11 protein-coding genes are annotated in these 13259 nt (G+C 48.0%); 4 read left to right on the top strand and 7 right to left on the bottom strand.

The window, feature by feature from the left end:
• Positions 1–258: 258 nt before the first annotated feature.
• The gene (locus tag GLV97_RS03665) at positions 259–447 is read left to right on the top strand and encodes a hypothetical protein (protein ID WP_160889025.1); all 189 of its coding nucleotides are present in this window, start codon (positions 259–261) and stop codon (positions 445–447) included.
• 1000 nt (positions 448–1447) lie between these two features.
• On the opposite strand, the gene GLV97_RS03660 is transcribed toward GLV97_RS03665, so the two are convergent.
• Positions 1448–2446 carry a tRNA dihydrouridine synthase gene (locus tag GLV97_RS03660; RefSeq protein ID WP_160889024.1) on the bottom strand — a complete coding sequence of 333 codons (999 nt, stop codon included), beginning with the start codon at positions 2444–2446 and terminating at the stop codon, positions 1448–1450.
• 227 nt (positions 2447–2673) lie between these two features.
• Here GLV97_RS03660 and GLV97_RS03655 point away from each other — a divergent pair, with 227 nt between their 5' ends.
• The 3 genes from GLV97_RS03655 (at position 2674) to GLV97_RS03645 (ending at position 5400) form a co-directional block, all read left to right on the top strand.
• Positions 2674–3702, top strand: a complete 1029-nt coding sequence (locus GLV97_RS03655; protein WP_160889023.1) for a restriction endonuclease — start codon at positions 2674–2676, stop codon at positions 3700–3702.
• 610 nt (positions 3703–4312) lie between these two features.
• Positions 4313–4645, top strand: a complete 333-nt coding sequence (locus GLV97_RS03650; protein ID WP_160889022.1) for a PadR family transcriptional regulator — start codon at positions 4313–4315, stop codon at positions 4643–4645.
• The gene (locus GLV97_RS03645; RefSeq protein ID WP_160889021.1) at positions 4642–5400 is read left to right on the top strand and encodes an HAAS domain-containing protein; all 759 of its coding nucleotides are present in this window, start codon (positions 4642–4644) and stop codon (positions 5398–5400) included. The genes GLV97_RS03650 and GLV97_RS03645 overlap by 4 nt, the downstream gene beginning before the upstream one ends.
• A gap of 44 nt (positions 5401–5444) precedes the next feature.
• Here GLV97_RS03645 and adhP read toward each other — a convergent pair whose 3' ends face one another.
• The 6 genes from adhP to GLV97_RS03620 form a co-directional block, all read right to left on the bottom strand.
• Complete coding sequence (gene adhP, locus GLV97_RS03640) at positions 5445–6467, bottom strand: alcohol dehydrogenase AdhP (protein WP_160837437.1); 1023 nt, start codon at positions 6465–6467, stop codon at positions 5445–5447.
• A 184-nt stretch (positions 6468–6651) separates the two neighbouring features.
• Positions 6652–6939, bottom strand: a complete 288-nt coding sequence (locus tag GLV97_RS03635; protein ID WP_160889020.1) for a hypothetical protein — start codon at positions 6937–6939, stop codon at positions 6652–6654.
• Positions 6940–7461: 522 nt separating this feature from the next.
• Entirely contained in the window at positions 7462–7596 is a 135-nt protein-coding gene (locus GLV97_RS20115) for a hypothetical protein (protein WP_272917318.1), read from the bottom strand.
• Positions 7597–7852: 256 nt separating this feature from the next.
• Positions 7853–10957, bottom strand: coding sequence for an efflux RND transporter permease subunit (locus GLV97_RS03630; RefSeq protein ID WP_160889019.1), 3105 nt, complete (start codon positions 10955–10957; stop codon positions 7853–7855).
• 79 nt (positions 10958–11036) lie between these two features.
• Positions 11037–12380: a sensor histidine kinase gene (locus tag GLV97_RS03625; RefSeq protein WP_160889018.1), complete on the bottom strand. Its 1344-nt coding sequence runs from the start codon at positions 12378–12380 to the stop codon at positions 11037–11039.
• Positions 12377–13054, bottom strand: a complete 678-nt coding sequence (locus GLV97_RS03620) for a response regulator transcription factor (protein ID WP_160837421.1) — start codon at positions 13052–13054, stop codon at positions 12377–12379. The genes GLV97_RS03625 and GLV97_RS03620 overlap by 4 nt, the downstream gene beginning before the upstream one ends.
• Positions 13055–13259: the final 205 nt, after the last annotated feature.

The following is a 13259-nucleotide window of genomic DNA, read 5'->3' as shown; positions in this document are numbered from 1 at the left end:
AAAAAGTATTTGCCAATACTATTTCAAGGTTTTAACACGAAGATTTTTCCCTTTTTTACTCACGCTAAGCTATTTTTCACCACTAAATAAGCCTTCTCCACTACGATAGATGTTTGTCTATCTAAAAATAGCGTAGAATGCGACATCTACGCTATTTTACAAAATCATTTGTAAATAAAAGGCTTACCGTGAGTAATGTGTTAAAAAGTTGATGATACCCCTATTATCAAATATAAACAGGAGAAGGAGGGTTGCGACATGAAAAAAGGAACAAAAGATGGTTTGCTCGCTGCATTTGTTTTTGCAATCTTTTCCATTCTCTTCGGGTACTTTATATACGGGGAAATAGAGTGGCCAATCGTAATAGGATTAACGATAGGAGGCTTTATTTCCTGGTATTTTATTTTTCCTATTATAGAAAAGCGGGGGCGTCGGGAAAAATCGTAAAAATTTCTTACATTTGAGTCTTCACGAAAAGTATACAAATCACTAAAGTGAGAGCCTTCTTACGAGTGAATGGGGGTTTGTGAAGCAGAAAGGACCGAGTCGGTTTGTTTTTATTTATTTCTATAATTTTAGCTGGAGTATTAGGTTGGTTGATAATGATGGCTGGCCCGCAATTCGGAGGGATTATTGCATTTGGTATAATTGCTGGTTGTTTATTTAGATGTGTTTTTCTTTTAAATAAGCTTGTTACAGAGCTGGTTGACAAAGACTAAATAATTCAAAGGTTCGGCGCTCATCATTTTGGAACATAGTAGTGATGAACTCAACATTAAGCATTCACTTATCACAGACCAAACATTAATATCCTCATCTTGTCTTTTAAATTAAATCAGCTGCAAAAGACTAGGAAATAATGTCAGCTGTTATTCCTGTTAAGTGAACACTTCCGTTCAAAAGGAGTTCTTATGAAAGCTTTTCTTACGTTTACCTTTATCTTTATTTACATGTTTTTATTCAGTTATCTGGGGAGTGTTTTTGAAGTCCCCAAGAATATATATTACATATTAATCGGGTTCCCATTATTCTTGGGAGGAGTGTTGTTCATCCATTATTTATTTGAACGGAACGACTATGGGAATTCATGACTCATGGAGAGTGTTTGGAATAGTTCTCTAATGAAAATTAACTCAAAAAATATATGGGAATCAAGTTTGAAATAGAGGGGATAGTTGGTCAATAACTATCCTTTTCTTAATTGAACGGACAAATGTAGGAGGATAACGTATGCAGACTATATTGATTATTTTACCTGTTTTGGTATTGGCTTTCCTAATAAGGTGGGTCCGCATAATAAAAATCAATAGTGACATTCAAGTGGAACAAAATAAGAGGATTATATCCCTCCTGGAACACAGCGACTCTATAAAATAACCATCGCTTTACTAAGCCATTCAAATATAAAAAAAAGAGGAGAACCTGTAGGCTCTCCTCTTTCGTCTGATTAAGAAATCGTGAATCCTTCTTCTTCCTTTATGCCGCCTTTTTCCTCGAACTCATCAAGCAGCGCACGCACTTCATCCGTAGAATGGGTGCCCATCAGCTGATTTCTCAGCTCACCGGCTCCACGGAATCCGCGCACATAAATTTTGAAGAAGCGGCGGAGCGGTTTGAATAGACGCGGCTCCAGCTCTTCAGAGTACTTGTCGTGAAGATCCAGCTGCAGACGTAGAAGATCCAGCAGTTCATCACTTGTGTGTTCCTTCTTTTCCACTTCGAAGCAGAAAGGATTGTGGAACACACCGCGTCCGATCATGATGCCGTCGACGCCGTATTTTTCAACGAGCTCCAGTCCCTTTTGACGGTCAGGGATGTCTCCGTTGATCGTGATCAGCGTGTTCGGGGCTACTTCATCGCGAAGCGCCATAATATCAGGGATCAGCTCCCAGTGGGCATCGAAGTTACTCATTTCCTTCTTCGTACGAAGGTGGATGGACAGGTTGACGATGTCCTGTTCCAAGAGGTGCTTCAGCCATGGACGCCATTCGTCGAGGTTCGTGTAGCCAAGACGGGTCTTCACGCTGACAGGCAGTCCGCCGGCTTTCGCAGCATCAATAAGTTCAGCCGCCACTTCCGGACGGCGGATCAGGCCGGAGCCTTTTCCATTTCCGGCTACGTTCTGAACCGGGCAGCCCATGTTGATATCAATCCCACGGTAGCCCATCTCCGCCATGCCGATACTCATCTCGCGGAAGTATTCAGGTTTGTCTCCCCAAATGTGGGCGACGATCGGCTGTTCATCCTCTGTGAACGTCAGGCGGCCGCGCACGCTGTCCTTCCCTTTCGGATGGCAGTAGCTTTCTGTATTTGTAAACTCAGTGAAAAACACATCAGGTCGTGCCGCTTCCGTCACCACATGACGGAACACAACATCTGTCACGGCTTCCATCGGCGCTAGAATGAAAAACGGCCGGGGCAGCTCATGCCAAAAATTATCTTTCATAATATATCTGAACCCTTTCTTTATGAGAAGTTTGATTCCCAAAGCTAAAAGCGACGCTATCTATATCCATTACCATATTGAATGGATTTCAACCAGTATATACTTTAATAGTATCTTACGAAAAGTGCAAGGGAACGAGATGGTTGGAGTGGGTATAAATACATATGCAGGAATACGCTGTAAATAGTCTGATTATTAAGTTGATTAATGGTAAAATATAGGTGGCGATGCATTACAAAGAAAGGGAGTGGAGGGTTATCACCCGTTACTTTAAATTTGTCGCGACGTTTTCCGGGCAGGAAGATTGGATGATGCAGGAACTGAAGGATGGCAGTGCAAGATTTGGTTGGAGCGGGCCTGGATCTGATTTAAGAAGAATTAAGGAAATCCCTTCATCGCAGCGGACATCAAACGAAAAAGTGACCTGGAGATACACCCAGTTTTTGATGAAGCGTTTAACTGTTGGAGATCGGCTGGTGATTCAGCTGAAGAGGCCATTGAGGCAGTTTCTCATCGCAGAAGTGACAGGGGAATACGGTTCTACGGACCCGGAGATGGATGATTTCAACCATTATGTTGAGTGCCGCCTGTTAACCAATGATTATATTCGAGTGGCTTCCCAAATGGTGTCCCAGCAGCTGCGTCATCACCTCAGCAAGCGTGGTCAGTATTATGAAATCTACAACTCCGATGCTCTCGATAATCTTGAACGTATTGAGAAAATTTCAAGGGAGGGCGGGGAGGAATTTGAGAAGTTAAATCAAGAAGGAAATGCCGCCCTTTTTGCATCACAGGCGTTGGAAGAGGAGTTAATCAAGAAGACGTATGAAAGAATTTCACAACAATGGCCGAGCGCACATTTTGAAAGCTTTGTGAAGGAACTGATTGAATCGATGGCTGGAGTTGAGGTGAAAAAAGCTGGGGATTCAGGAAAGGGATGGGATCTGACCATAAAAATTCTTGATCCTTTTGATGGATCTGATTTACTTGATGATATTCCGGTTCAATGTAAGAACTATCAGGGGAATGTGAGAACGGAAAAGCCGATTGAAGATCTTATCCGTTGCAGTCGAAATTCTAAATCCAACTATGCTTACCTTTTCATCATGGGAGATATATCACAGAGTTTTGAAGATTGTTTTAAAATGAGAATGGAGGAAACGAAACAGGAACTGGGCCGGGACATCGAGTGGCGGATGATCGGTCAGGAAGACATAGCGAAATTATATTTGAAGAAACTGAATGCACTCACATAATTATCCAAGCACCTGAATGACCAGGTGCTTGATTTGTCTTTGTTTCACAGGATCATCGCGATGATTTTTACTTCATCTTTTTTCTTAAAATAATAACCTCGATCAATTTAAATACAATATAGGCACTATACGTTATAAGAAATACGCCCTTCCACATGGTGTTTGTCACAAAATCGAAGTTTCGGAGCGTCCCGGTCGTCAAAATGATGAGCGCACTGATCTGAAAGATGTGGATCCAGTGCGTTCTTATTCCAAAGGGATCAAAGGATTCGGAGCACATATAGACAGCATAAAAGCCTAGAACATAGTAGTTTAAGGCTATCGTTTCCTCAGGCAGGTAGTCATAATACAAGATAAAAGGTATCTCCGCTATTCCAACACTAAGCAATCGAAGAATCACGTTACCCATGGCATATCTGAAACTCCTTCCATCATTAGAGTAGGACCTGTGAAGACTGCAAAAAGCATTTATAGGAAATATTTACAAATATCCTTGAAATATATGGGTTAAACCTTTAAACTTAAACTAACTTGCATAACAATATAGAACGTTTTTATTTTTTGCCTAACTACCTTGCAATGCAAGAATGTTGGAGAGGGGAACGTCTGGATGTCGTCGAGCCAAATGTTGAAAGGAATTCTTGAAGGCTGTCTGCTCGCCATTATCGGAAAAGGGGAGACCTACGGCTATGAAATGATCGAAAAACTGAACGGCTATGGCTTTTCCATGGTCAAGGAGGGAAGCATTTACCCGCTGCTTCTCCGGATGAAAAAAGAAGGGCTGGTCACCACGACGAAGAAAAAGCATCCGTCCGGCGGCCCGCAGCGGAAATACTACGCCATTACCGAAGAAGGCCGACGCGAGCTGGAAGCCTTTAAAAACCGATGGAAAAGCATTTCCGGTGGTGTTGAGAATTTACTGGAAGGGGAAGAGGGTCTATGATTTTATCAGAGGAAAGCCGGGAATTCGTCGATCATCTAAGGCTGTATCTGCTTACGAGTGGCAGGAATGAATCCGAGGTGGAGGAGATTACAGAAGAGCTTGAGGATCATCTCCTTGAAGCTGAACAGGAAGGAAAAAGCACGGAGCATATCACAGGAAAGTCTCCGGAGGAGTATATGAAGGAACTGGCGGGGGAGATGCCTTTGGATAAGAAACAGATCGCCGGGTGGATCCAGGGGTTTATCCTCGGTATCGTCGCCTTCCTACTGCTTGGAGATGCTTTGGAAGGGGAGCTGTCGTATTCGCTTCTCGAACTGATCGGCTATCCTGTCATCGCCCTGTTTTACTTAGGAGCCATTATTTTATCCTTCCGCTACGTATCCTCTAAGCGTCCGACGAAGAAAAAGGAATTCACCTTCTATGCGGTCATTAGCAGCGGATTTATGCTGTTGTTCATGGGATTGATTTTCATGGATCAAATGCTTTCGATACCCCCTGTATGGACGGCCGGAGCGACAGCGGAGGGGGTCATCCTCGTTTTATCCGCTCTGACCCTTGTGGCGCTCGCATGGAAGTGGAAGAGCTTCTTCTTGGTTTTCGTAGCGCTGGTTTACTATGTGCCGCCTTTACTCATGGAAGCAGCAGGCGTCCAGGCCGATACGAGCCTGATGGTTGAGGCGTTCCTTCCTTTAGGGCTGATCTTGTTGTATATCGTGATTCATACCTTTATGGAAAAAAGAAAGCAGACGACATAAAGAAACCGCCCGTGCCGGATCAGGCGCAGGCGGTTTTTTTATGTTTAGTGCTGATGGAAATCGATCACCATTCGGCCCTGGATTTTACCCTGCTCCATTTCCTCGAAGACGTCCTGAACTTCGTGGAGGTGGCGTGTCTGCACGACCGGAACGACTTTTCCTTCTGCTCCGAATTGGAAGGCCTCTTCTAAATCCTTACGGGTGCCGACGAGAGAGCCGATCACTTCAATGCCATCAAGGACGAGTCGTGGAATGTTCAAATCCATCGTTTCAGACGGCAGTCCGACCGCTGTGACCTTACCGCAGGCGCGGACGGCATCGACAGCAGAGTTGAAGGCTTGTTTAGAAACCGCCGTAACGACAGCGGCGTGCGCCCCGCCGAGCTGCTCCTGGATGATTTTCTCTGCATCTCCATCCGTTGTTGGATTGATCGTCATGTTGGCGCCGATCTCTTTGGCGAGGGCGAGCTTATCGTCATTGATATCGACCGCGATCACTTTGGCGTTGAAGACGTGCTTGGCATACTGTATGGCTAGGTTGCCCAAACCGCCGCAGCCGTAGATGGCGATCCACTGACCGGCTTTCACATCAGATACTTTGATCGCTTTATACGTCGTCACGCCGGCGCAGGTGATGCTGCTGGCCTGAGCCGGATCGAGTCCATCGGGTACTTTTACCGCATAATCAGCTGTCACGATGCACTGCTCGGCCATACCGCCGTCGACACTGTATCCGGCGTTCTGGACATTCCGGCAGAACGTTTCCCGTCCAGTCGTGCAGTATTCACAGCGTCCGCAGGCATGGAACATCCAGGCGATGCTCACGCGGTCCCCGACCTTCAAGCTTGTGACATCATCAGCGATTTGTGAAACAACGCCGATCCCTTCATGCCCAAGCACGCGGCCTTCGACATCACCGAAATCACCAGCAGCAACGTGCAGATCCGTATGGCAGACCCCGCAGTATTCCACATCGACGAGGGCTTCCCCGGATTTCAGTGGACGGACATCCTTTTCGATAACCTCAACGTTGGCTTTCGCATGTGGATTGACTACAACAGCTTTCATATGCGTTTCCCCCTTATATTCAATGAATAATGAAATGGTTTGTTGAGAAGATCTTCCTTACATATTCATCATAGCACCATAATTGGGGAAAAGTTTGTGAAATGTTGAACAAACTATGAACTTTAGTAGTCTCCAAAAAAAGACTCCCTGCAATCATGCACGGAGTAAACAAAGATGAGTTTTTTTACATCGCTGGATGATCTTCCTTTTTTCCGGGGAAAGAGACAACGTGAAGCAGGGTATACAAAAGAACTCCAAGAAGAAAAGAAACAATTATTCCCGTCGCTGTTGCTGTTGCATACATTTGATGCTCACTCACTTCAATGAACCAAAGATTTCCACCCATCCATTCAGGCTCGGACAGGACATTTCGCCTCCCGGTCAGATGGAGGATGAAAGGGGACAGAAGGGTAAGAACGATATAAAGAAGGGCCATTTTGAGCCCACCTCCACCGATCCTAAGCAGCTTCATTTACGATCAACTCCTTACCATCAGGATTTGAAATAGTGATAGGTGCGTATCATCCCTACCACAAGGAGAACGACTAAAGCGGTACCGTAAAAGAACGATTTAACCGTTTGGCTGAGCGAATGGATACGACTAATTGCAGCGGATCCTAAGACGAAAAAAATCAGGATGGGTATCAAGTATTTTTCTTTCATAAGCGGGCCTCCAGTGGCTGGGTTCCATCATCGATTTCGGTAATCTTAGTGTATCATAGGTTGCTTGGTGTGGGATTAAATTCCATTTATGTTCTTAGGATAAGCAAAAAGGGATAACCCCCGCTCCTTATTAAAAAAGGTAGCGGGGGTTATCCTTACATCGCTTTTTTTGCTGGCGGAGCTTCGATGCTTTCACCTGTTTCTGCTTCCGGAAGAAAACCTTCTAAGTTGTCTTCGTTACTGTAATTCTCTATCCTGCCATAGAAAACACCCCGGAAGTTAGATTTTTCGTTCTAACTTCCGGGGTGTACTACCAAAGAGCACTCTTTTATTAAAACAGTCTTTCGATACCCTGAGAAACTATGGCATAAAGGGGAATAACGACAGCAATCGTGCCACCGAACACTACATAAAATCGTTTTTTACTCATGTTGATTTCATTGGAATTGTCTCTTTTATCGCTCATTACAAAACCACCTTGTATAGAATTCCACCACCAGCAGGTGCCAAAGTGATGCACGTCACCAACGGCGATTCCACCGATAGCTCCAGATCTCCTTTGTATCTATTTATTTGGTCATTTTGTCATACTTAGATACTCTTTATAAAGTTTTTAGTAAAAAAATTATGATTTAATAACGAACGAAATTATCGAAGTCTAAGCAAAATAAGCCACATGATAAAAGAACCCCCAGACCTCAAAGGCCTGCGGGTTCCATCATCTATTCCATTCTCCGGAACTTCCCAACCGCATAATAGAAGACCGGTACAAAAATCAAGGTGAGCAGCGTCGATGTCGTCAGTCCACCGATGACCGTAATTGCAAGTCCTTTGGATATCAGCCCGGAAGCCGAGTTCGAAAGGGCGAGCGGCACGAGAGCGAAAATCGTGGCCAGGGCGGTCATGAGAATCGGACGCAGACGCGTACGGGACGCTTCGACGATCGCTTCTGTGAGCTCGTGTCCTTCGCGGCGGTTGCTTTCGACACGGTCAAGCAGTACGACGGCGTTGGTAACGACGATTCCGATCAGCATCAGCATTCCGATCATGGCGCTCATCGACAGCGTCTGGCCGGATAGGAACAAGCCGGCGAGCGAGCCGATCGGGATGAAGATCAGGGAGGACAGGATGACAATCGGGGTCAGGATGCCTCCGAACGTAATGCTGAGTACAAGGAACACGAGTCCGACAGCTGCGGCCATGGCTAGCCCGAGGTCGGCGAAGCCTTCGTTGATCATTTCCAGTCCTCCGGTCAGGTTCACTTCCACGCTGTCCGGCAGGGTGAGGGAGTCGACATCGGCCTCCACGTCACGGGAAACGGCGGCGGTGTCGTCTCCGATGATAGTCGCGGAGACCGTGCTTGCCGTTTCACCGTCCTGGTGCTTGATGGATTTCGGCACTTCCACTTCTTCAATCGAAGCGATTTCCTGCAGCTCTTTGGCACCGTCCTGTGTCATGATGGTATACGTTTCGATATCCGCCTTTGTTGCGAAGGCTTCATCGAAGGCAAGCTCCATCTCCCATTCCTCAGTCAGGGTGAGCGTGCCGCCATCAAGGGGCTGAAGCCGTTCGCGGATCGGCTGCATCAGCTGATACGGGCTCACACCGAGCTCTCTGCCATCCTCATTAAGGGAAATATCGTATTTCGTCTGCGTATCCTCCATATCGTTGGATACATTCTTTAATTGATCGTTTTGTTCAAAGAGCTGGGCGACCTGGTTGGCGGCCTCTCTCAAATCTTCATTCTCATCACTGTACAGATTCACATCAATCGTATTGCCGGATGGCGGTCCATCCTGCTGGACTTCTGTGGCATTCACGACAGCCTCCGGGTAGGCCTCCTGCGCCTCGGCAAGCAGATCTTCCTCATAGTCGTTCATTACTGCATCGGCTTGGGCGTCCTCCTGAAGCTGGACGTAGAAGCGGGCGATGTTTTCAGAAACAGATGCATTCATGCCTGGAAGCTGCCGCTGGCTGGAAAAGCCGATGGATACCTGCGTGTAGTCGATCTGATCGTCATCCAGAAGGGTGGCCTCCATCGACTGCGCCAGCGCTGTCGTTTCTTCAAGCGTCGTCTCATCCGGAAGGGTCAGTTCGACTTCGAACGTTTCACTGCCTTCACTCGGCAGGAACGATACTCCGAGTGCCGGAATGAAGGAGAATGATCCGAACAACAGGACGAACGAAAGGGTGAAGACGAGTCCTTTCTTCTTCAAGGATCCTCTTAGGAATTTTTCATACCATGTGGCCAGCCGGCTCGTTTTTTCCTCGTGCTTCACGTCCTTGAAGAAGAACTTGCCGAGCACAGGGATAAGCATGAGAGCGACCAGCAGGGAGATGGTGATCGAGAACACCACGGCGAGACTGAACGGTCGGAAAAATTCGCCGAGAATACCGCCGACAAAGGCGAGTGGGAGGAAGACGATCAGGGTCGCGATCGTGGAAGAGGCGACAGCGCCGAGCACTTCCTTCGTCGCCTTGAAGACGACATCCCGCTGCTTCATATCCGGATACTGCTGTTTCCAGCGGTAGATGTTCTCGATGACGACGATGCTGTCATCGACGATTCGTCCGACGGCGACGGCCATACCGCCGAGCGTCATAATGTTCAACGTGTAATCAAATGTTTCAAGGAGGGCGATCGATCCGAGAATCGAAATCGGCAGCGACAGAATCGCGATGATCGTCGCCCGGATGTTTCTTAGGAAAAGCAGGATGACGATGACAGTGAACAAGGCACCGAATCCGCCTTCCTTCAACAATGCGGAGATGGATTTGTTCACTTCTTCGCCCTGGTCGAGGACGGTATACAGCTCATAGCCGCTGTTATCCACTTCTTCATTCAAAAAGGACTTCACCGCATCAGCAACATCGGCTGTGTTGGCGTCCTGGGCTTTTGTTACTTCAATCAATACACTGTCTTCCCCGTTGAAACGGGAGATTTCGCTGCGCTCGGTCACTTGAGTTATATCGGCGATTTCCCCGAGGGTCACTTCCTGAGGGGCTTCCGCCTGTACAGCTGGATTTGTCTGTGCTCCTGCGGCAGGCTCAGACCCTGCATTTTGTGATGGCTGCTGCTGTTGATCACCCGCTGGTGTAACCGGAATGGTGAGGTCTTCAAGAGCGGTCACATCACCAAGTGTTCCTGTGATTTCCACCGGTGTGGACAGACCGTCCTGCTGGAGGGAGCCGGCGGGAAGCTTGTATTCGGACTGCTCAACAGCATCAAGGATGGAAGATAGTGTGAGTCCGTACGTGGAAGCTTCTTCTTCATCCACTTCGATCTGCAGCTTCGACTCCTCACTTCCCGTCACCTGGACACCAGCTACACCTTCAAGGTTTTCAAGCGTCGGAACGATCGTATCTTCTACATCCGCCTGAAGCGCCTGCAGGTCCTCGGAGGAAAGCGCGGCCTGATAGACCGGTGTCGAGTTGATCGACAGAGCGGTTACTTCGGTGTCCGCATCCTCCGGTGTCGTTACATCGGCGATTGCATTAGTGATGTCTGATTGAGCTTCTTCGATATCTTCACCGAATGGATAGGTGATGGTAATAAAAGACGCGTTCTCCTGAGATGTACTTGTAATCGCGTCATAGTCCTCCATGTTCAGAAGGGCTTCCTCAAGAGGGGTGGTCACGTTCTCCTCCACTTCTTCCGTCGAGGCGTTCGGATAGACCGTCTGGACCGTCAGGACAGGAAAGCTGACGTCCGGGAAGGTTTCCACTTTGATTTTGTCCGCCGCAAAGATTCCCATGGCGATCACAAGGACCGTCAGAATCAGGATGGCGACCGTATTTTTCAAGCTGAATTTTGTTAACCAGTTCATACATCATGGCTCCTTTTTCAAGATGGTAGCCTCATCATAAAACCGTTGTATGAACTGAATATGAACAACCGAAATTTTTTCAGCGGCGGGGGAGGTGGACAGTGAAAGCTGCGCCCTCTCCGGGACGGCTCGTCACATGGATGGTTCCGTCGTGAAGCTGGACGATTCTTTCGGCGATCGATAAGCCGAGGCCGTTTCCGCCTTGTTTTCTCGTCCTTGATTTGTCTGCTTTGTAAAAACGCTCGAAAATCCGCTGCTGATCCTCGAGACTCATGCCTTCACCGTCATCTATGATGGTCACTTCCGCACCATCCGCATCTGCCTTCAAACGGATGGCAATCGTTCCTTCCGTCTGTGTATGGCGGATAGCGTTGCTGAGGATGTTCACCCACACCTGCTCGAGCTGGTCGGCATCTCCATAAAGGCTGCAATCTTCAAGATCTGCGTCGATGTTGATTTTTTTATCCGCCCACTGCGGCTGCATGTGGGCGAGCACCCGGCGGAGCTGTTCATCCAGCTTGTAGGAGGATGGTTCATACGGCGGGTGGTCGCTGTCGAGAGTGGCAAGCTTCAATAAATTCTGGCTGAGAGTTGACAGACGGCGGCTTTCCTTTTCGATGATGTCGTAGTAGGCCTGCCTATTTTCCTCGTCCGTAACGACGCCGTCCTTCAAAGCACGGGCAAAGCCCTGGATGGATGTGAGCGGAGACTGGATTTCATGCGACACGTTGGAGACGAACTGCTGGCGCATGCCGTCCAGTTCACCGAGGCCGTGGGCCATCTGATTGAAGCTGTGGGCCAGGCTGCCGAGCTCATCCTTCCGTTTCGTCTCCACTTGGACATCGAAGTTGCCTTTGGCAAGCTCTCCGGCCGTTTCCGTCATCGCTTTGATCGGTCTGACAATCCAGCGCGTCGAAAGAATGAACACGAAGCTTCCAATCAATAGAACGGTCAGAAAAAGGATAAGGACGATCTGACGGAAGCCTTCGAAAAAGAATTCAAAATCCGGCCGCAGGAACAACGCGTAGGAGCTACCGTCCTTTTCAAAAGGGAGCCCGATGTTGATCCGTGGAGGGAGAAGGTACTCATTGTGGACGTCGCCGTTCAGAACGCGCTCGACGTCGGCCTGATCGATATCCCAGTCCTGTCCTTCCTCGTAATAAAGGCTTTCCTCCGCATCGTCCTTAAACAGCAGCACCTCAAAACTGCCCGAGCTCATGGCGTCGAGGTAGAGGTCGGCATCGGTGTCCGGCTCTTTTTTATACAGCTCAATGAACTCCTTCCCGATATTCACCATCTGGGTTTCCAGTTTCTCGGCCACCTGCAGGGCGTGGAGCCGTCCGGAAATCGAAAACGTGATGACGAGCCCGATGACGATGGCAGCGATGAATGTGACGACGATTTGAGCATACAAGCTTTTCAAGACGTGACCTCCTCCATCCGATAGCCGACTCCGCGGATCGTCTTCACGGATAGGCCGGCGCCTTTTTTCTTCAGTTTGTCGCGGATCCGTTTGATATGAACGTCAACGGTGCGGTCGTCACCCTCGTACTGGAACCCCCAGATCCGCTCAATCAGCTGATTGCGGGTGAAGATCTGCTCGGGATAGGACGTGAGGGTATACAGCAGCTCGAATTCCTTCAGCGGCCACATCTCACTCTCTCCGTTGATGGTAATCGTTTTGTTCGTTTCGTTGAGCGTGACATTGCCGGCTTCAATCGTATGAGAGGCACGGATGTGGTAGCGCCGCAGCAGCGCTTTGATGCGCATCATCAGCTCCACAGGCTCGAACGGCTTCACGATGTAATCGTCGGTGCCAAGTTCAAATCCTTTCACTTTATCCTGGACCTCTCCCTTCGCTGTCACCATAAGCACAGGGATTTCATAGAAACGGCGGATTTCTCTGCACAGCTCATAGCCGTCCATGTTCGGCATCATCACGTCGATGACAGCGAGGTCGACGGCGGTGGAGGCGAGCACGTCAAGCGCCTGCTCACCATCATCAGCGGTCAGCGCTTCGTACCCTTCGTTTTTTATGTACATCGTGATCAGCTGTTGAATATGTGGATCGTCGTCGACGACGAGAATATGGATCATCAGCCGCCCTCCTAGCTTCCTTTTTTTAGTTGTAGTGTACCACAGACGTGATATCTGCTTACGTCTTCTCTTGGAAGGAACTTCATTTTCTCTGCCATCGATTGGGAAAAGGGGCTTGCAATATCTATGAATATAGAATACAATAACATGCATAAAAATTCATAGATTCTTACATCAGGACAAACAGACAGCCAGACACTCAGCG

This window comes from Halobacillus litoralis (genome assembly GCF_009856355.1).
GTDB classification, from domain to species: domain Bacteria; phylum Bacillota; class Bacilli; order Bacillales; family Halobacillaceae; genus Halobacillus; species Halobacillus litoralis_B.
Note: the sequence above shows the minus strand (reverse complement) of the source record. Positions and strands in the feature narration are given on the sequence as shown.